The following is an 18,353-nucleotide window of genomic DNA, read 5'->3' on the forward strand; positions in this document are numbered from 1 at the left end:
ATGAACATCCGAGAACGCAACCACGGCGACGATCTCGCCCTGGTGGACATCTGGCTTCGTTCGGTGCGGGCCACCCATACGTTCCTGACCGAAAAGGAAATCCAGGCCATGTACCCGCAGGTGCTCAACACCTACCTGCCGTCGGTACGCGTCTGGGTCTGTGAAGACGATACCGGCGAAGTCGCCGGCTTCATGGGCCTGAACGGCAACAAAGTCGAAATGCTGTTCGTCGACGCCAACAAGCGCGGCAAAGGGGCGGGCCGCCGCCTGCTGAACTTTGCGCTGTCGCTGCACGGCAGCCTGCAGGTGGACGTCAATGAACAGAACCCCCAGGCCCACGGCTTCTACAAGCACTATGGCTTTCAGGACGTGGGCCGATCGGAAACCGACGCGGCCGGCCGGCCGCGGCCGATCATCCACATGAAGCTGGCGGGCTGAACGGCCCAGTGGCTACGCTTGCGTAGCCACTCCAGCGTGGTAGTCCCCTCTTCCCTTCTGCCCGGCTTTGCCCCGCTTTACCTTGCTAGGCTTGGCCGTGGCGCGCGCGCCAGGCCTTGAGCGCGTCGCGGTACGCGTCCATCGCTTCGTTATAGGTGTCGTACACACAGGGAATGCAGCCGCTGTTGCAGCATTCTTCGGGTGCGGGCGCTTCGGGGGGAACGGGCGGGGGATCGTCGTCGATTGCAGGCGGGATATCGCGGGTAGTCATGGCGGGTTTCAAAACGGCATTCATGACGCCATGTTAGCGCCGCCGGCCCGATGCGCGGACGCCTCGCCCGTCGCGGACTTTTCCGCGGGTTCCGGCAAAGATCCCGCCCGGGGCGTCGCCCCGTCACAGGACGCCAACGCCCGCCATTGCTCGCGCCGGATTTCATAGCGCAGCTTGCGGGCGTCGCCTTCGCCGGTGGTTTCGATCCAGCGCAGCCCGCACTTTTCCATGACGCGCAGCGAGGCCGGGTTGGTCACGACCGCCACGGCGCTCAGGACCTGCACGGGCAGGCGCTCGAAGCCCAACGCCAGCAGCGCCCGCGTGATTTCCGACGCATAGCCGCGGCCCCAACAGGCCGCCTGGAAGGCGTAGGCGATTTCGACCCGTTCCACTTTGCCCGACACCGCCAGCTTGAGCCCGGCGCGGCCCGCCAGCGCGCCGGATTCGCGTTCCGTCAGCACGTACATGCCATAGCCCTGCTCGGCCCAATGCAGCAGGTTGTGTTGCACATAGCGCCGGCTGGACGCGGCATCGCGGGTGCCGCCCATGGAGGCCATCAGGGCGGCGTCGGCGTGCATGGCGGTGATGAACGACAGGTGCGTCTGCGACATGCGCTCGGCGCGCAAGCGGGCGGTGACGAACGAGTCGGGCAGCAGTGTCACGGCGTAAGCCCCATCCTTCAGGCGCCCGGCTTGGCCTTGACGTCGCCCGATGTCTTGAGCGCGTCGTAGATGCGCTTGCCGACCCGGCCGTCCTGCGGCAGGTTGCGCTTTTCCTGTTCGGCGCGGACCGCATCGCGGGTCTTGGCGCCGGGGATGCCATCGGCGATGCCGATGTCGTAGCCCAGGCTGATGAGCATTTCCTGCACCGACTTGATCTGGGCGCGCGACAGGCCAGGATCATCGGTGGGCCAGGCGGTAGCCAGCGCCGGGCCGCCTTGCAGGCGGTTCAGCAGCAGCGACACCGCCAGCCCGTAACGGCGCGACTGGTTGTAGTGCAGGATCGCGTCGAAATTGACGGTGGCCAGGAAGATCGGGCCGGTGGCGCCGGTGGGTGCGAACAGATAGGCCTGTTCGTCGTTGCCCGAGGCCAGCTTCAGTGCCGAGCCATTGCCCTGCTTGAGGCCCGCCTGGGCCCACTGCGCGATGCTGCGGCGGTCTTGCGAGCCGACGTATTCGGCGTCCGGCGCGGGCGGGATGGCGGCGGCCACGTCGGCCGGCACGCGCACTTCGACCACGGCGGGCAGGCCGTGGGTCCATTTGGCGCGGCGCTTGCGCAGGTGGTTGGCGGTGGACGCCAGGGCATCGGGCAGCGAATTGTAGAGATCGATCTTGCCGTCGCCGTCGCCATCGGCGGCCAGTTCGTAGAACGAGGTCGGGATGAACTGGGTCATGCCGAAGGCGCCGCTCCAGGAACCCACGAAGCTGTCGGGCTGCACCACGCCGTCGCGCAGCAGGCGCACCGAGGCGTAGGCGTTCTTTTCCCACAGGGTCTTGTTTTCGGTGCAGGCGCGGGTGAGCCAGGCGTTGAGCACGTCGGTCTTGCCGACCTGGCGGCCGTAGTTGGTCTCGATGCCGAAGATGGCGACCAGCGTGGCCGGGTCTACCTGGTATTGCTGGCTGATGGCGTCCAGCTGCTTGCCATACTTGGCCAGCACGCCGCGGCCGTCGTTGACGCGTTCGTCGTCGACGGTCTTGGCGATGTAGTCCCACCAGGACTCGCGGCCTTCGGGCTGGCCCTGGGCGGACGCGACGGTGGTGGGCAGCAGCTTGGCGTTGGCCGTGTACTTGTCCCAGTCGGCCACCGTCAGCCCGTTGGCCGTGGCGCCCTTGCGCAGCTTGGCGATGCAGGCCTTGTTGTCGAGCTCGGTCGGGATGATGACCTTGGGCGACGTGGCGGATGCGGCAGGCGTGGGTGCAGGCGCAGGCGCAGGTGCAGGTGCAGGTGCAGGTGCAGCCGGGGCCGCGACGGGGGCCGGGGCAGGCGCATGGACATTCGTCGGCGGCGCGGCAAGCGACGAATCGGGATCGGCTGCGGGAGCGGCGGTCGCGGCCGGCGTCGAGGCGTCGTCGAAGCTGCGCTTGGGCGTGAGCACCGGCGCGGGCGCCGGCTGGCTGGCGGAACTGCGCGAGCCCGTAGCCGACGACGGCCCTTCGGCCTGGGCGATGCCCGTGGCGGCGGCGCAGAATGCGGCGGCCAGGACCACACGGGCAAAGGGATCAATTCGGGCGCGAAGGGAATGCTGACGCATGGCAATCCTGAAAAATCGGAGTCAGCCCGGATCGTACCCCGACCGGCCGCCGAAATCGAACCCAATGGCACCGATTTATCCATCGGTAACGACCGCCCCGCTGGCCCGAAAGAGATCGTTACCGCAGGCCCGCGGGCGGGCGGCGCAGCACGCGCACGCACAGCGCCATCGCCAGCAGCGAGAACAGCGCAAAGCCCAGGGTCTGACCCAGCAGCACGCCTTCGGGTCCGCCGTAGTGCGCCCCCAGCCAGACGAACGGCAACGTGCCCACGGTGGCGCGCAGCCAGCCGATGGCAGTGGCATAGGTGGCGTGGCCAAGATTGTTGAAGACGGCGATGGACACGAAAAAGAGACTATTGACCGCCCAGGCGAAGCTGCCGTAGCGGCAGAAGAACAGCACCAGCTCGCGGCCTTGGCCGGACACCTGGAACAGGTCGGCGATCCACGGCCCCAGGAGGGCCAGCAGCACCGCAGCGCCAAACCCGTACATCAGCGCCATGGCGGCGGTCAGGCGCACGGTGCGGCGCACCCGCTCCCACTGCCCTGCCCCCAGGTTCTGCCCCAGGATCGGCCCGATGGCGCCGGGCAGCACGAAGAACATCGAATATGACAGTTGCAGCACCCGGTCCACCACGGTGGCGCCGGCCATGACGCTGGGGCCGAAGCCGGCGTAAGTGGACGCGGTGAAGATGACGGCAGCGGGCGTGGCCAGCGCGCTCAGGCCGGCGGGCAAGGCAATGCGGCCTACGGCGGCCAGGTCGGCGCCCAGGCGTGCCCGCTCGGGGCGCGCCACCAGCCGGTGCTTGCCGAAGACCAGCCAGCCGCCCAGCACCAGCGTCGCCACGCGGCCGATGCCGCCGGCCCAGGCCACCCCGACCATGCCGCCGTCCAGCACGAAGATCACCAGTGGATCCAGCACCGCCACGGTGGCCGTGCCGGCCAGCAGCACCCACATGGACTGCCGGCCATAGCCGGCGGCGCGCAGCAGGTTGGACAGCATCATGCCCAGACCCATCACGGTGGCGAACGGCGCGGTGATGGCCACGTAGGACAGCAGCCGCGCCCGCACGTCAGGGGCCAGTCCAATCGCCTGCGTGAACGGGCCGATGGCCGCCAGGTACAGCGCCGCGGACACGGCCATGGCCAATGCCATCAGCACCAGCGAGGCCGCCGCCATGCGGCGCGCTTGCCGCGGATCGCCCGCCCCCAGCGCGCGCGACACCCGCGCCACGCCGCCCACCGTCACGCCCATGGCGACCGAGATGACGGTGAACAGCGTCATCGACCCGAAGCCCACCGCCGCCAGCACCGTTTCGTCGCGCAGCGTGCCCAGATAGAGCAGGGTCAGGAATTCCACGCCGAAGACGGCCAGCATGCTGGTCCAGCCGGTGAGCACCATTTCAAGCACGTGGCCACGCAGCGGTCCGGACACGAAACGCGCGGGCACCGCCCCGGCGCAAGAGGCCGCCGCGCTCGTCAAGCCGCGTCCCTTGATATTCGATCCACTCGCCGTCGGGCGCTCATGCGCCTCATGGACGCGCAGCCGTCGGCGCGAACCAGTATTGCGCCTGGTCGCTGTCGGACGAATACCACGGCAACAGGCCGATGCTGTGGGATTCGCGCTGCACGCTGACCAGCAGCCCGCCCTGTTGCGGCCGCAGCAGCGCGACGTAGCGGTACACGCCCATGGATTCGTATTGATGCCAGTCGCGCCGCGCCGTCACCCAGAAGCGGCCCTGGGTGCAGCCGGTATAGCGGCTGGCGCCGAACAGGGGCGAGTCGGCGGGATTGACGGGGTCCGGGTCGGCGGCCCCGTCGCGTTGGCGCAGCAGCGTTTCATTGCCCCCGCCCCGACCGTCGTCTGCCTGGATGCGCCAGCCCTCGGGCACGCGATTGAACGTCACGCGGGCCGCGGCCGTGGGCTGCCATTGGCGTTCGGCAGTGTCTTGCAGACCCGGCAACGCCAGCGCGTTCGCCAGAAAGCGCTGCAGGTCGGACAGACCGGCCGCCGAGGCCTTACCGCCGCGCAGTTCGCCGGCCGCGCGATACGTGCCGGCCAAGTCCGGGCACTGGGCCGGGTCCGACGGCAGCACCAGCGGCGCGCCTTGCTTGAAATCCGGCCAGGTGACGCGTACGTCGTCCACCGTGGAGACCCCGCAGGCCGACAGGCTGGCCAGCGCCGCGGCGGCCAGCGCCATCTTTATTGTCATCGTGTCGTGTCCCATGGCCACGCACTATACCGAAACACCGCGTTGCCAAGGCCGCGGCGGGGGGGAATAATCGGCGGATTGCCCTTCACCGCCCGCCCACTGCCGCCCCCATGACGCCCTTCAAAGGAAAACTCCGCACCCGGCATCTGGAAATCGTGCTGACGGTGGCCGAGCTGGGCAACCTGTCCAAGGCGGCCACGCAACTGCACAGCACGCAGTCGGGCCTGTCGCGGGCCATCGCCGAAATCGAGGAACTGGTGGGTGCGCGGCTGTTCGAACGCACGGCCCGCGGCACCAGTTGCACGCCGCTGGGCGAAGCCATGTGCCGCCATGCGCGCCAATTGCTGACGGGCTTTCGCAAGGCCGAGATCGACCTGGCCGCGCTGTCGCGCGGCGACGAAGGCAGCCTGACGGTGGGCTGTTTTTCCATGTTTGCCGGCTGGCCGGTGGCCCAGGCGGCGACGCGCTTTCGCCAGGCCTATCCGCGCATCACGCTCACGCTTGAGATCGGCACGCACGAACGCCTGATCGAAGACCTGGACGCGGGCGCGCTGGACGTGTTGATCAGCCGTTTTTCGTCCACGGTCAATCCGCAGGTCTATCGGTCGGCCACCTTGCTGGAAGACGCCGTGGTGCTGGTCTGCGGACCGAACCATCCGCTGGCGGGCCGGCCGGACGCCGGCCTGGCCGAATGCGTGGCCTATCCGTGGATCACCGCCCTGCCCGGCAGCCGCATCCGCGGCGAGCTGGAAATGCTGCTGCACCAGGCGGGCCTGCCGATTCCGGATATGATCGGCGCCCTGTCGCTGGAATTCGGCCGCGAAATGCTGCTGGAAGGCCATTATCTGTGGATGCTGCCGGGCAGCGTTGCGGCGGTGCGCGAGGCGCGCGGCGAAGTCGTCGTGCTGGCGGCCCGCCCCGCCCTGCGCAAATCGCCGCTGGCGGCGATCTGGCGCCGCGACCGGCCCAGCACCCGCCAGGCCCGCGCGTTCGCGGACACGCTGGCCCAGGCCATTGCGGCTCAGGCCACGACGGCCCAGACCACGCTGGCCCAGGCCGTTATGGCTCAAGCCCCCCATCCAGCGCCTGTTAACACTGATTAGGAGCACCCATCCATGTACGACTGGCTCAATGCCCTGCCCAAGGCGGAACTGCACCTGCACCTGGAAGGCTCGCTGGAACCCGAGCTGCTCTTCCGCCTGGCCCGCCGCAACGGCGTGGCGCTGCCGTGGCCCGACATCGATGCGCTGCGCGGCGCCTACAACTACGGCAACCTGCAGGAATTCCTGGACCTGTACTACCTGGGCGCCGACGTGCTACGCACCGAGCAGGACTTCTACGACCTGACCTGGGACTACCTGGTCAAGTGCCACGAGCAGAACGTGGTGCACACCGAACCCTTCTTCGATCCGCAGACCCACACCGACCGCGGCGTGCCGTTCGCCGCCGTGCTGGGCGGCATCAGCCAGGCGCTGGAAGACGGCCGCAAGAAGCTGGGCATCAGCAGCGGCCTGATCCTCAGCTTTTTGCGCCACCTGCCCGAAGAGCAGGCCATGCGCACGCTGGAACAAGCGCTGCCCTACCGCGACGCTTTCATCGCCGTGGGCCTGGACAGCAGCGAAAAAGGCTTTCCGCCGCGGCTGTTCCAGCGTGTGTTCGACCGCGCCCGCGCCGAAGGGCTGCCGGCCGTGGCGCACGCGGGCGAAGAAGGCCCGCCGGAATACATCTGGGAAGCGCTGGACCTGCTGAAGGTGCTGCGCATCGACCACGGCGTGCGCGCCGCGGAAGACCCGCGCCTGATGGCCCGATTGATCGACGAGCAGATTCCGCTGACCGTGTGCCCGCTGTCCAACACCCGCCTGCGCGTGTTCGAACACATGTCGCAGCACAACATCCTGTCGCTGCTGGACGCGGGGGTGAAGGTCACCGTCAATTCCGACGACCCGGCCTATTTCGGCGGCTACGTCACCGAGAACTTCTACGCGCTGTACGAGCACCTGGGCATGAGCCAGGCTCAGGCGCAGGCCCTGGCCGACAACAGCATGGATGCGCGCATCCTGAAGTAAGCGGCTTCGGCATAAGCGGCTTCGGCCCAAGCCGTCGCCGGGCCATGCGCAACCCGCATGGCCCGGATCGAAACCGGCATGTCCTGGCCGCCCCGTTCGTCCCTACCATAGTCCGAAGACGGCAATGCCTTCAGGCGTTGCCGCCACGATGACAACGACAAGGGGCAACACCATGACCGAATCCGTCCAGGCCAGGCTGCGCGCCGGCCTGCTGACCGGCCTGCGCGACGAGAACGGCATCTGCCGTTTCAGCGCCATTCCGTATGCCGCACCGCCCTTGGGCGCGCTGCGCTTCGCACCGCCCGAGCCCGCCCGCTGGGAAGGCCCGCGGGATGCCACCCGCCCCGGCCCCGTACCGCCGCAGTTGCCCTCGCGCCTGCGCGGCGCCATGGGCGACTTTGACGCGCCGCAGTCCGAAGACTGCCTGCACCTGACCGTCTGGACCCCGGCCGCCGATGCGCGACGCCGGCCCGTGGTGGTGTGGCTGCATGGCGGCGCCTGGCAAAGCGGCGCGGGCGCGCTGGACTGGTACGACGGCGCGCGCCTGGCTGGGCGGGGCGACGTGGTGGTCGTGGCGGTGAACTACCGGCTGGCCGCGCTGGGCTGGCTGCATGTGCCGGGGCAGACCGCCAACGTGGGGCTGCTGGACCAGGAAGCCGCCATCGACTGGGTAATGGACAACATCGACGCCATGGGCGGTGACCCCGAACGCGTCACGCTGATGGGCCAGTCGGCCGGCGCCTCGTCGATCTGCGCCATGCTGACGCGCCGGCCGCGCTTTGCCCGGGCGATCCTGCAGAGCGCTGCGCTGGGGCGCGGCTTTCGCAGTTCGGTGCAGGCCGCCGCATTGGGCAAGGTCTTCCTGGAAGCGGCTGGCGCCGCCACACTGCAAGCGGCCCGCGCCCTGCCCGTCGAACACCTGCTCGCCGCGCAGCAGGCGCCGCAAGTCGTCGCGGCGCTACAGGCCGAGGGCGGCCGCCGCAGCCTGTTCGGCCCGGTGCTGGACGGCCAGGTGCTGCCCGCCGACATCGCCCCGGCCTTGCAACGAGCCGCCGGCCGCGCCGACGTGCTGGTGGCCTATACCCGCAATGAGATGGCCGCGTTTCCCGGCTACGGCACCGGCCCGGACAGCCAGGCCGCCAGTGAAGCCGTGTTCGGCGCGCCATCGCGGCAGTGGGCCACGGATGCCGTCGCGCAGGGCCGCCAGGCTTGGCTGGCGCGCGTTGACGTGGCGCCGACCGAGGTCTTTCTCGCCTGCCACTGCATCGAACTGCCGTTCGTGTTCGGCACCCTGGACGCCTTCGACAGCGCGCCCATGCTGCGCGGCCTGCCATCTGCACAGGCGGCCCGGCTGACCGAAACGACGCAACGCGCCTGGCTCGCCTTCATCCGCGGCGAGACGCCCGACTGGCCGCCCGCGCCGCACCTGCACGCGTTGGACTGAGTCGAACGCCGGCCCGCCACGCGTAGCCACTGCTCTGCCGACAACACACACACAAGGGGAATATCCATGTTCAAGTCTCTCGCGATCTCGCTTGCCCTGCTGCTGCCCGCCGCCGCCAGCGCGGCCTATCCCGACAAGCCGGTCAAGATCATCGTGTCCAACCCGCCTGGCGGTCCGGTGGACGTCATGCTGCGCGTGCTGGCCAGCAAGCTGTCGCAGGCCTGGGGCCAGGCGGTCGTGGTGGAAAACAAACCCGGCGCGTCCGGCATCATCAGCACCGGCGCGCTGGTCAAGTCCGCCCCGGACGGCTACACGCTGGGTATGGTGGTGGCCTCGTCCGTGACCATCGTGCCGTTCGCGGTGGACAGCCTGCCCTTCGATCCGCAAAAGGATCTGCAACCGGTGGCGCTGGTGGCGCGCACGCCGTTCCTGTTCATCGTGCCTGCCGACAGCCCGATCAAGACCTGGCAGGACTTCGTGCGCGAAAGCCGCGCGCGCAGCCTGTCGGTGGGTTCGTTCTCGATCGGCACCGCGTTTCACCTGGTGTGGGAGCAGACCGCGCGGCGTGCCGGCATCAAGGCGCTGTATATCCCGTCGTCGTCCTCCGGCAAGACGCAGAACGACCTGATCGGCGGCCAGCTCGACGTGGGGCTGGATGCGCCGTCCAGTTCCAAGGGGCTGATCGACAGCGGCCGCCTGCGCGCGCTGGCCATCACCAGCCCCGAGCGCTTTGCCGGCCTGCCCGACACGCCGACGCTGCGCGAGTCCGGCATGACGGACTACGCGCCGCAACCGTGGATCGGCCTGATGGCGCCGGCCGGCGTGCCGGCTGACCGGGTGGCGCTGATTCAGAAGACGGTGTCGGACATCCTGAAGGAACCCGCGATGAAGGCGCAGATGCAGACGCTGGGCATGATTCCCATCGGCGGCACCGCGCAGGAACTGGCGGACACCATCGCCGCCGACCGGGCCGAGATGGGGCCGCTGATCAAGGAACTGGGGATCAAGCTGAATTGATGACGCCCGCCTGCCCACGCATGCACGGGTGGGCAGGTTGTTCTTCTGGGGCCCTGTTTTCTTTCATTGACCGACGGTCAGTCACTAAATAGAATACGGTCTTCCCCCTTTCCTGGTCGATCCGTATGACCCTCAGCCGCCGCCGCGCCCTGGTGCTTGCCGTCAACCTGGGCAGCTTCATCACCATCCTGGACATCAGCATCGTCAACGTGGCCCTGCCCACTATGCAAGCCGCCTTGCGTATCGACATGGCCGGCTTGCAGTGGGTGGTGGATGCGTACGCACTGTTCCTGTCCGCCTTCATGCTGTCGGCGGGGCCGCTGGGCGACCGCTATGGCCGCAAGCGTTCGTGGCTGGCTGGCGTGCTGCTGTTCACCGTGGGCTCGGCGCTGTGCGGCGTGGCCGAGAGCCTGCCGATGCTGCTGATCGGCCGCGCCGTGCAGGGGGTCGCTGGCGCCTTGCTGATTCCCGGCGCGCTGTCGCTGTTGACGCAGGCCTTTCCCGAGCCTCGCGAACGGGCGCAGGCCATCGGTCTCTGGGCCTCGTGCAATGCCATCTCGCTGATCGTGGGGCCGATGCTGGGCGGCGTGCTGGTGGCGCACTTCAGCTGGCAAAGCATCTTTCTCATCAACCTGCCCGTGGGCGCACTGGCCATCGGGCTGGGCCTGTGGGGCATCCAGGAAAGCGCGCACCCCGAACACGCCGCGTTCGACCCCGCCGGCCAGGCGCTGAGCGTGATCTGGCTGGGCGCCCTGACCTACGGCCTGATCGCCGCGGGCGAGCATGGCTGGCAAGCGCCCGCCGCCGTCACGGCGCTGGCCATTGCCGGCGTCAGCCTGGTCGCCTTCCTGTGGGTCGAGCAGAAAGTTGCGCGGCCGCTGCTGCCGCTGGGCCTGTTTCGCGACGCGGGGTTCGCAGTCACCAACTTCGCGTCTTTCGTGCTGGGCTTCGGCGGCTACAGCAGCCTGTTCTTTTTCTCGCTGTACCTGCAGCACGTGCAAGGGCTGTCACCGCTGGCCAGCGGCTGGCAACTGGCGCCGCAGTTCGTGGCGTCGGGCCTGGTGTCGACCGTGTTCGGCCGCCTGAATGCGCGCTTCGGCCTGCCGCGCCTGATGATCGCCGGCTACGGCCTGATCGGCGCGGCCATGCTGGGCATGATGAGCCTGGACGCGCACACGCCCTATGCGCTGACCGGCACGCTGATGGTGGTGCTGGGGTTGGGCATGGGCCTGACGGTGCCCTCGACCAGCATGGCCGTCATGGCGACGGTGCCGCGCGAACGCTCGGGCATGGCGTCGGCCACCATGAACGCATTGCGCCAGACCGGCATGACCATCGGCATCGCGCTGCTGGGCGCGCTGATGAGCGGACGCGCGGTCGACAGCCTGGCCACGGCGCTGGCGCGCCTGGGCCAGCCGGACGCGCAGGCCGTGGCGCGCGCCGCCGTCACGCAGCATGTGCTGCCCGCGCAGCCGGACGGCGTGGCGGCATTGTTTGCCGATGCCCTGGCTGGCGGCTTTCACGCCGCGATGGCGGGCGCCGGCGCGATGTCGGTGCTGGCGGCATTGCTGCTGCTGATCGTCACGCGTGGCGCGCGGCCGGTGCTGCACGCGGCGTAAATGCGCGCGACGCATCGCGATTTTCTGGCACATCGGCGCGGCATTCCAGCCCTCGGAATTCCAGCGCCCGGAATCAAACCGCGCCATTTTTAAGCATCGGTAAAAATCGCATCAAGGGGTTGTCGCTCGGGTAAGATTTCCGCCCAATAACAGGTTAACAACCAAGAGGAGACAACCATGAAGCAACGCACTCTCGCGTGGCGCCTGGCGCCGTTGGCGCTGGCCGCGCACCTGGCCATGAGCGGACTGGCCGCCGCGCAAAGCGCGCCCGGCACGCAAGGCCCGCTGCAGCCCGCGCCCGACGCGGCGCTGGCCGCGCAGATCGACCAGCGCGCCAAGGCCATCGAAGACAAGCTCATCGCCTGGCGCCGCGACATCCACCAGCATCCCGAACTGGGCAACCAGGAAAACCGCACGTCCAAGCTGGTGGCCGACCACCTGCGCGCGCTGGGCATGGACGTCAAGACGGGCGTGGCCGGCACCGGCGTGGTCGCGGTACTGAAGGGCGGCAAGCCCGGCCCGGTGGTGGCGCTGCGCGCCGACATGGACGCGCTGCCGGTGAAGGAACAGGTCGACGTGCCGTTTGCCTCGAAGGCCAAGGGCACCTACCTGGGCAAGGAAGTGGACGTGATGCACGCCTGCGGCCACGATGCCCACACCGCCATCCTGATGGCCACGGCCGAAGTGCTGGCTGGCATGAAGGACCAGCTGCCCGGCAGCGTCAAATTCATCTTCCAGCCCGCCGAGGAAAGCCCGGCCGATTTCGAGCCGGACGGCAAGAAGATCTGGGGCGCCAAGATGATGGTGCAGGAAGGCGTGCTGGAAAATCCCAAGGTCGACGCGATCTTCGGCCTGCACGTGTCCAGCAGCTATCCGGTGGGCAAGCTGTCGTGGCGCAGCGGCCCGGCGATGGCGGCGGCCGACCAGTTCTGGATCGACGTCACCGGCAAGCAGACCCATGGCGCACGCCCCTGGTCGGGCATCGACCCCATCGTGGTCAGCTCGCAGATCATCCTGGGCCTGCAGACCATTCCCAGCCGCCAGATCAACAGCATGCTGGAACCGGCCGTCATCACCGTGGGCGCCATCCATGGCGGCAACCGCATGAACATCGTGCCGGACAGCGTTGCCATGACGGGCACCATCCGTACGTACGACGAGGGCATGAAGAAAGACATCCACCAGCGCATCGAACGCACGGCCACGATGATCGCGCAGAGCGCGGGGGCCAAGGCCGATGTGCGTGTGGTCGAGCTGTACAACGCCACCGTCAACAACCCCGGCCTGACCGAGGAAATGGGCCCCACCCTGCGCCGCGTGGCCGGCGAAGGCAACTACGGCCTGCAGCCCAAGTCGACGGCATCGGAAGACTTTTCCTTCTACCAGGAGAAGGTGCCGGGCATGTTCTTCTACCTGGGCGTGACGCCCAAGGGCACCGATCCGGAAACCGCCGCGCCCAACCACTCGCCACGTTTCTACGTGGATGAATCGGGCTTGATCAACGGCGTGCGCGCCTTGTCGAACCTGACCGTGGACTACATGGCCCGCGCCAAAAAGGGCAGCTAGCCTGGCTGGCGGCCAGGGCCTGCCCGGCGCGGCAGGCCCACAAGACGCACGTGCAAGGCGTGCGTTGCCGACGCACCCGCCGCCTTGCGCGGCGGGCATAAGCAAACCGCCATAAAGTCTTTGTGGGACCCCGCGCGGTTTCCTACAGTACGGCCCTTTGCCGCCTAAGAGCCGTACCCCCATGCCGATTTCCCGACGCCGACTTCTGCTTGCCAGTGCACTGGCGCTGCCGCTTGCGCGGCCCCGTCCGGCGCGCGCCGCCGCGTGGCCCGAACGCCCCATCCGGCTGGTGGTGACCTTTCCGCCGGGCGGCGCCAGCGACATCGCCGCGCGCCTCATCGCGCCGAGCCTGGCGGACCGGCTGGGCCAGGCCATCGTGATCGAGAACCGTCCCGGCGCCGGTTCCACCCTGGGCGCGGCGCAAGTGGCGCAGGCCCCGGCCGACGGCTACACGCTGCTGATGTCGAACTCGGCGCCGCTGTCGATCTCGCCCGCGTTGATGCCGCAGCACAGCTACGACCCGCTGACCAGCTTTCGCCATGTTGCCTACATCGGCGCCGTGCCGACCGCCTTTGTCGTGCATCCATCGGTGCCCGTCGAGACCTTCGCGCAGCTGACCGACTGGATCAAGGCGCAGCCCGAACCCGTGCAATACGGCAGCGGCGGCCTGGCCTCGGTCGGCCAGATCGTGGGCGAACTGTATGCGCGCCAGACCGGCGCGCCGCTGCAGCACATTCCGTACAAGGGATCGGGCGCGATGCGCAATGACCTGCTGGGCGGCCAGATCCGCTTCGCGGTGGATGCGCTGCCGCAGAACCTGCCGTTCCTGCGTACCGGACAGTTGCGCCTCTTGGCCGTCACGACGCAGCAGCGCGTGCCGCAGGCGCCGGCGATTCCGGCGGTGGGAGAACTGGGCTACCCCGGCCTGGTGGCCGAGAATTTCATCGGCCTGTCGGGGCCGGCCGGCTTGCCGGATGCCATCAGCCAGCGCCTGCATGCCGCGTTGACGCAGGTGCTGCAAACGCCCGACCTGCGCGCCAAACTGGAAAGCCAGGGTTTCGTGCTGGCCGAGAAATCGCCCAGCGAATTCACCGACTTCGTGCGCCGCCAGGCCGACGCCTGGGGGCCGGTGGTGCGTGCCACCGGAGCCAGCCTGTGAGCGCCCGCCGCGTGCTGGTGCTGTTCGGCCACCCGGGCCGTGGCGGCTTCAACGAAGCCGCCGTCGAAGGGGCCGCGCGCGCCGCCCGGGCGGGCCATGCGCTACAGATCGAATGGATCGCCGACAACGACCCGGACCGGCGCACCGAGCGCCTGGCGGACCTGTGCGCAGCCGGGCCCGACCTGGTCATCGTGCACGGCGGCCAGGGCGACGTTCCGGTCGCGCGCATCGCGCCGCGCTTTGCGCGCACCCAGTTCGCCATCACCCAGGGCAGCCATCACGCCGCCAACGTGGCTTCGTACGACATCCTGCAGGAACACACCGCCTTCCTGGCTGGCGTGCTGGCGGGGCTGCGCGGCGGCGCGGCGCACTTGTCGGGCGAACGCGTGCGGCCCGGCCTGAAGGGCCGCGCGGCCTATGCCGACGGCGTGCGCCGGGTGCGGGGCCAGGACCCGCTGACGGGCTTTTGCGGCAACCAGCACGACCCCGCGCTGGCCGGCGCCTGGACCGATGGCCTGGCCGCGCGCGGCGCCCGGGTCGTGTTCGCGATGATGGACGGCGGCCGTGGCGGCATCACCGAGTCGTGCCGCCGCCACGGGCTACGCCAGATCGGCAACGTGCTCGATTGGGTGGCGCGCGATCCGGCCGTATTCCTGGCATCGGCGCTGGCCGATTCCGGCCTGTGCGTGGAACGCGCCGCGGCCGACCATGCGGCCGGGGCGTTGCGGGTGGGTGAGATCACGCATTTCGGCCTGCAAGCCGAGGCCTCGCTGCGCCTGGTGCTGGGCGCGGACGTCAGCGCCGAGGAACGCCGCATTCTGGATGACTGGTCGGCCCGGCTGGCACGCGGCGACGTGCAGGTGGCGGGTGACTACACCGGGCAGGAATTTGCGCTGGAGCAAGCGCCTCAAGCGGCGGTCGGCCCCGTTGCAGCGAACCCTTCGTGATACGCCACCTGCCCCTTGGCTGACCGCGTGAACGCCTGCGCCATGAAGTATTCCGGCGGCACGCCGGGGTACGTCAGCGCCGCAGTGGCCGCAAAGCCAAAGCGGCCGTAATAGGCCGGATCGCCCATCACCACGCAGCCGGCCGCGCCGCGCGCCTTCAGTTCGGCCAGGCCGGCCTGGATCAACGCCGCGCCGATGCCGCGGCCCTGCATTTCGGGCAACACCGCCACCGGGCCCAACCCGTACCAATCGGACGCGCCGTCGCTGATCGTGACCGGCGAAAAGGCGATGTGGCCCACCGGGCGGCCCGCGTCGCGGGCCACCAGAGACAGCGTCAGCGCCCCGGCCGCACGCAGCGCGTTGATGATGTAGCCCTCGGTCTGCTGGCTATGCGGATGGTCGCGGAACGCGAGCTGCGTCAACGCGAAAATGGCGTCGATGTCGGCGGGGGTTTCGGCGGAAATCTGCATGGCCTGTCTCCTGGCAAGGTGAAGCGTGGTGCGAAAGCGCGAGTGTACGCGGCGGCGACATCAGCCCGGATCGTTGTCGCGGCGCGGCTGTCGCGCTTTGGTGTGCCAGGTTGATACCCAGGCGCCCATGGCCCGTTCAGGCGTCCGACAATTCCCACCCATCATTGACGCCTGCCCGCCCCCTCGCTACAGTGACCGCCGACCCTGGCCGGGCAGACCCACCGCCCGCTGGCCCAGCCTTCGACCCCGCGGCTCGCCGCGACCTTCATCCGGAATCTTCCATGAACAGCTACCGCGTCGGCATCGCCGGCTTCGGCGCCATCGGCCAGGCCGTGGCGCAATCCCTGGATGCCGGCCTGCCCGGCCTGACGCTGGCCGCCGTGGCCGTGCGCGACCCCAAGGCCCCGCCCGCCTTCGCCTGGAAAAACGCCAAGCCCACCTTCACCACCATCGGCGAGCTGGCCGAACACTGCGACGTGGTCGTCGAATGCGCCCCCGCAGCCGTGTTCCGCGAACTGGCCGAACCGGTGCTCAAGGCCGGCAAGAAACTGGTGGTGCTGAGCTCGGGCGCGCTGCTGCGCCACGACGACCTGATCGAACTGGCGCGCGCCCACCAGGGCCAGATCCTGGTGCCGTCCGGCGCCATCCTGGGCCTGGACGCCATCACCGCCGCCGCCGAAGGCGTCATTCACTCGGTCACCATGATCACCCGCAAGCCGGTGCGCGGCCTGCTCGGCGCGCCGTACCTGGTGGACAACAACATCGACATCGCCGACATCACCGAACCGCGCCTGATCTTCCGCGGCTCGCCGCGCGAAGCGGCCGTAGGTTTCCCGGCCAACCTGAACGTCGCGGTCAGCGTGTCGCTGGCCGGCATCGGCCCGGATCGCACCACGCTCGAAATCTGGGCCGACCCGTCCCTGGAACGCAATATCCACCGCGTCGAAGTCGTGTCCGATTCGGCCTCGTTCTCGATGGAAATCCAGAACATCCCGTCGGCCAACCCCAAGACCGGCCGCATCACCGCGCAAAGCGTCATCGCCGCGCTGCGCAAGCTGACCGGGCCGCTGCGCGTCGGGACTTGAGCGTTCCTGCTGAACCGTCCAGGCCCGCGCCGGGTCTGGCGCACCCGCCTTGGCGCAACTCGAACGGAAACACGGTTTCATGATCATCGGTATCGACCTGGGCACGACCAACAGCCTGGTGGCATTGTGGCAAGACGGCAAGCCCAGGCTGGTGCCCAACGCCCTGGGCAGCCTGCTCACCCCTTCCTGCGTCAGCCTGGACGAAGACGGCACGATTCTGATCGGCGCCGCCGCACGCGACCGCCTGCAGACGCATCCGGAACGCACGGCGTCGCTGTTCAAGCGGCATATGGGCAGCGATAAGCGGTTCCGCCTGGGAACTCAGGAATTCCGCGCGGAAGACCTCTCTTCGCTGGTGCTGCGCGCCCTCAAGGAAGACGCCGAGGCCGCGCTTGGCCACGCGGTGACCGAAGCCATCATCAGCGTGCCGGCGTATTTTTCCGATGGCCAGCGCAAGGCCACGCGCATCGCGGGCGAACTGGCCGGCTTGAAGGTGGAACGGCTCATCAACGAGCCCACGGCCGCGGCGCTGGCCTACGGGCTGCACCAGAGCGAGGTCGAAACGCAGTTCCTGGTCTTTGACCTGGGCGGCGGCACGTTCGACGTGTCGGTGCTGGAATTGTTCGAAGGCGTGATGGAAGTGCGCGCCACCGCAGGCGACAACTTCCTGGGCGGCGAAGACTTCGTCAACGAGATCGTCCAGAAATTCTTCCTGACCCACGGCTTGTCGAATGCCGCACGCGATGACCGGCGCTTCATGCAGCAATTGCTGGCGCAGGCCGAGACCGCCAAGCGGCAGTTGTCGCAAGAGACCGACGCCCGCATCGCCGTATCGTGGCGGGATTCCGAATACGTCCTGGACCTGACCCAGAACCTGTTCGCAGAATTGAGCGAGCCGCTGCTGGCGCGGCTGCGCGGGCCGGTGGAGCGGTCGTTGCGCGACGCCGATATCCGCACCTCCGACATCGCCACCGTAGTGCTGGCCGGCGGCGCCACCCGCATGCCGCTCGTGCGCCACCTGGTCACCCGCATGTTCGGCCGCTTTCCCTGCATCGACATGAATCCCGATGAAGTGGTGGCCGCGGGTGCGGCGGTCATGGCGGGCCTGAAGATGAAGGACCAGACGCTGGACGAAGTGGTCATGACCGACGTCTGCCCGTATACGCTGGGGGTGAATACCTCGCGTACGACGGCCACCGGCCAGCATCTGCCAGGCCATTTCTCGCCGATCATCGAGCGCAATACGATCGTGCCGGTCAGCCGCCAGGAAACCTACTATCCGCTGCAGGACAACCAGGCCTACGTCGAACTGGAAATCTACCAAGGCGAATCGCGGCTGGTGCGGGACAACATCCGCCTGGGCGCGCTGAACCTGCCGCTGCCGCGGTTGTCGCGCCAGGAATGCGCGATCGATGTACGCTTCACCTATGACGTCAACGGGCTGCTTGAAGTCCAGGCGTCGCTGCAGCGCGGCGGTCCGGTGCAAAGCGTCGTCATCCAGGGCGGTGGTACGCAGATGTCCGAGGCCCAGGTGCGCAAGCGCCTCGCGGAACTGGCCGAATTGAAGATCCATCCCCGCGAGCATGCCGCCAACCGCGCCTTGCTGGCCAGGGCCGAGCGGGTCTATCAACTGTTGCGCGGTGAACAGCGCCAGGGCCTGGCCGACGAAATCCTGCTGTTCGAACAAGTGCTTGAACAACAGGACGAACGCTTGGTACCGGATGCGCGCGACCGCCTGCGCCAGGTGGTTGACCACCTGGAACGCGCCAGCGTTTTCGACCAGGCGTTCGACCCAGCCCAACGCGACTAG

17 protein-coding genes are annotated in these 18,353 nt (G+C 68.7%); 11 read left to right on the top strand and 6 right to left on the bottom strand.

All coding sequences use genetic code 11. From position 1 onward, the window contains the following. Positions 1–438: an acetyltransferase gene (locus HV798_RS27305; protein ID WP_025135726.1), complete on the top strand. Its 438-nt coding sequence runs from the start codon at positions 1–3 to the stop codon at positions 436–438. Between the two features lie 85 nt (positions 439–523). Here HV798_RS27305 and HV798_RS27310 read toward each other — a convergent pair whose 3' ends face one another. The 5 genes from HV798_RS27310 to HV798_RS27330 all read right to left on the bottom strand — a co-directional run bounded on the left by HV798_RS27310 (position 524) and on the right by HV798_RS27330 (position 5,170). Next, a complete protein-coding gene (locus tag HV798_RS27310; RefSeq protein WP_175195693.1) occupies positions 524–709 on the bottom strand; it encodes an oxidoreductase-like domain-containing protein in 186 nt (61 codons plus the stop codon). Between the two features lie 20 nt (positions 710–729). Further along, complete coding sequence (locus HV798_RS27315) at positions 730–1,371, bottom strand: GNAT family N-acetyltransferase (protein WP_246289219.1); 642 nt, start codon at positions 1,369–1,371, stop codon at positions 730–732. A gap of 17 nt (positions 1,372–1,388) precedes the next feature. Next, on the bottom strand, positions 1,389–2,960 hold the full coding sequence (locus tag HV798_RS27320; protein ID WP_175195691.1) for a lytic murein transglycosylase: 1,572 nt from the start codon (positions 2,958–2,960) through the stop codon (positions 1,389–1,391). Between the two features lie 118 nt (positions 2,961–3,078). After that, on the bottom strand, positions 3,079–4,392 hold the full coding sequence (locus tag HV798_RS27325) for an MATE family efflux transporter (protein WP_246289222.1): 1,314 nt from the start codon (positions 4,390–4,392) through the stop codon (positions 3,079–3,081). Between the two features lie 97 nt (positions 4,393–4,489). Then, on the bottom strand, positions 4,490–5,170 hold the full coding sequence (locus HV798_RS27330; RefSeq protein WP_246289225.1) for a hypothetical protein: 681 nt from the start codon (positions 5,168–5,170) through the stop codon (positions 4,490–4,492). Positions 5,171–5,280: 110 nt separating this feature from the next. On the opposite strand from HV798_RS27330, the gene HV798_RS27335 reads away from it, so the two are divergent. From HV798_RS27335 to HV798_RS27370, 8 genes are all read left to right on the top strand, one after another. After that, complete coding sequence (locus tag HV798_RS27335) at positions 5,281–6,273, top strand: LysR family transcriptional regulator (protein ID WP_246289228.1); 993 nt, start codon at positions 5,281–5,283, stop codon at positions 6,271–6,273. A 12-nt stretch (positions 6,274–6,285) separates the two neighbouring features. Beyond that, positions 6,286–7,236, top strand: a complete 951-nt coding sequence (locus HV798_RS27340; protein WP_025135719.1) for an adenosine deaminase — start codon at positions 6,286–6,288, stop codon at positions 7,234–7,236. 172 nt (positions 7,237–7,408) lie between these two features. After that, positions 7,409–8,680 carry a carboxylesterase family protein gene (locus HV798_RS27345; protein ID WP_175195687.1) on the top strand — a complete coding sequence of 424 codons (1,272 nt, stop codon included), beginning with the start codon at positions 7,409–7,411 and terminating at the stop codon, positions 8,678–8,680. 66 nt (positions 8,681–8,746) lie between these two features. Continuing rightward, complete coding sequence (locus HV798_RS27350; RefSeq protein WP_175195685.1) at positions 8,747–9,697, top strand: Bug family tripartite tricarboxylate transporter substrate binding protein; 951 nt, start codon at positions 8,747–8,749, stop codon at positions 9,695–9,697. 125 nt (positions 9,698–9,822) lie between these two features. Next, the gene (locus HV798_RS27355) at positions 9,823–11,316 is read left to right on the top strand and encodes an MFS transporter (protein WP_175195683.1); all 1,494 of its coding nucleotides are present in this window, start codon (positions 9,823–9,825) and stop codon (positions 11,314–11,316) included. Positions 11,317–11,493: 177 nt separating this feature from the next. Further along, on the top strand, positions 11,494–12,882 hold the full coding sequence (locus HV798_RS27360) for an amidohydrolase (protein WP_175195681.1): 1,389 nt from the start codon (positions 11,494–11,496) through the stop codon (positions 12,880–12,882). A 181-nt stretch (positions 12,883–13,063) separates the two neighbouring features. Then, complete coding sequence (locus HV798_RS27365; protein WP_175195679.1) at positions 13,064–14,041, top strand: Bug family tripartite tricarboxylate transporter substrate binding protein; 978 nt, start codon at positions 13,064–13,066, stop codon at positions 14,039–14,041. Further along, a complete protein-coding gene (locus tag HV798_RS27370; protein WP_175195677.1) occupies positions 14,038–14,988 on the top strand; it encodes a BMP family ABC transporter substrate-binding protein in 951 nt (316 codons plus the stop codon). The genes HV798_RS27365 and HV798_RS27370 overlap by 4 nt, the downstream gene beginning before the upstream one ends. Here HV798_RS27370 and HV798_RS27375 read toward each other — a convergent pair. After that, positions 14,949–15,458: a GNAT family N-acetyltransferase gene (locus HV798_RS27375; RefSeq protein WP_175195668.1), complete on the bottom strand. Its 510-nt coding sequence runs from the start codon at positions 15,456–15,458 to the stop codon at positions 14,949–14,951. The two genes, HV798_RS27370 and HV798_RS27375, sit on opposite strands and share 40 nt — an antisense overlap. A 281-nt stretch (positions 15,459–15,739) precedes the next feature. Between HV798_RS27375 and HV798_RS27380 the strand changes: the two genes are divergently transcribed. Continuing rightward, entirely contained in the window at positions 15,740–16,543 is an 804-nt protein-coding gene (locus HV798_RS27380; protein ID WP_175195666.1) for an aspartate dehydrogenase, read from the top strand. A 79-nt stretch (positions 16,544–16,622) separates the two neighbouring features. Beyond that, positions 16,623–18,353: a molecular chaperone HscC gene (locus tag HV798_RS27385; protein ID WP_175195664.1), complete on the top strand. Its 1,731-nt coding sequence runs from the start codon at positions 16,623–16,625 to the stop codon at positions 18,351–18,353.

It is taken from the genome of Achromobacter deleyi (genome assembly GCF_902859705.1).
Lineage (GTDB): Bacteria > Pseudomonadota > Gammaproteobacteria > Burkholderiales > Burkholderiaceae_B > Achromobacter > Achromobacter deleyi.

What these genes read in the sequence shown, in the direction of transcription:
- HV798_RS27360 (WP_175195681.1), top strand. Translation starts at nt 11,494, where the DNA reads ATGAAGCAACGCACTCTCGCGTGGCGCCTGGCGCCGTTGGCGCTGGCC.
- HV798_RS27335 (WP_246289228.1), top strand. Translation starts at nt 5,281, where the DNA reads ATGACGCCCTTCAAAGGAAAACTCCGCACCCGGCATCTGGAAATCGTG.
- HV798_RS27380 (WP_175195666.1), top strand. Translation starts at nt 15,740, where the DNA reads ATGAACAGCTACCGCGTCGGCATCGCCGGCTTCGGCGCCATCGGCCAG.
- HV798_RS27365 (WP_175195679.1), top strand. Translation starts at nt 13,064, where the DNA reads ATGCCGATTTCCCGACGCCGACTTCTGCTTGCCAGTGCACTGGCGCTG.
- HV798_RS27385 (WP_175195664.1), top strand. Translation starts at nt 16,623, where the DNA reads ATGATCATCGGTATCGACCTGGGCACGACCAACAGCCTGGTGGCATTG.
- HV798_RS27375 (WP_175195668.1), bottom strand. Translation starts at nt 15,458, where the DNA reads ATGCAGATTTCCGCCGAAACCCCCGCCGACATCGACGCCATTTTCGCG.
- HV798_RS27355 (WP_175195683.1), top strand. Translation starts at nt 9,823, where the DNA reads ATGACCCTCAGCCGCCGCCGCGCCCTGGTGCTTGCCGTCAACCTGGGC.
- HV798_RS27310 (WP_175195693.1), bottom strand. Translation starts at nt 709, where the DNA reads ATGACTACCCGCGATATCCCGCCTGCAATCGACGACGATCCCCCGCCC.
- HV798_RS27345 (WP_175195687.1), top strand. Translation starts at nt 7,409, where the DNA reads ATGACCGAATCCGTCCAGGCCAGGCTGCGCGCCGGCCTGCTGACCGGC.
- HV798_RS27330 (WP_246289225.1), bottom strand. Translation starts at nt 5,170, where the DNA reads ATGACAATAAAGATGGCGCTGGCCGCCGCGGCGCTGGCCAGCCTGTCG.
- HV798_RS27305 (WP_025135726.1), top strand. Translation starts at nt 1, where the DNA reads ATGAACATCCGAGAACGCAACCACGGCGACGATCTCGCCCTGGTGGAC.
- HV798_RS27320 (WP_175195691.1), bottom strand. Translation starts at nt 2,960, where the DNA reads ATGCGTCAGCATTCCCTTCGCGCCCGAATTGATCCCTTTGCCCGTGTG.
- HV798_RS27340 (WP_025135719.1), top strand. Translation starts at nt 6,286, where the DNA reads ATGTACGACTGGCTCAATGCCCTGCCCAAGGCGGAACTGCACCTGCAC.
- HV798_RS27350 (WP_175195685.1), top strand. Translation starts at nt 8,747, where the DNA reads ATGTTCAAGTCTCTCGCGATCTCGCTTGCCCTGCTGCTGCCCGCCGCC.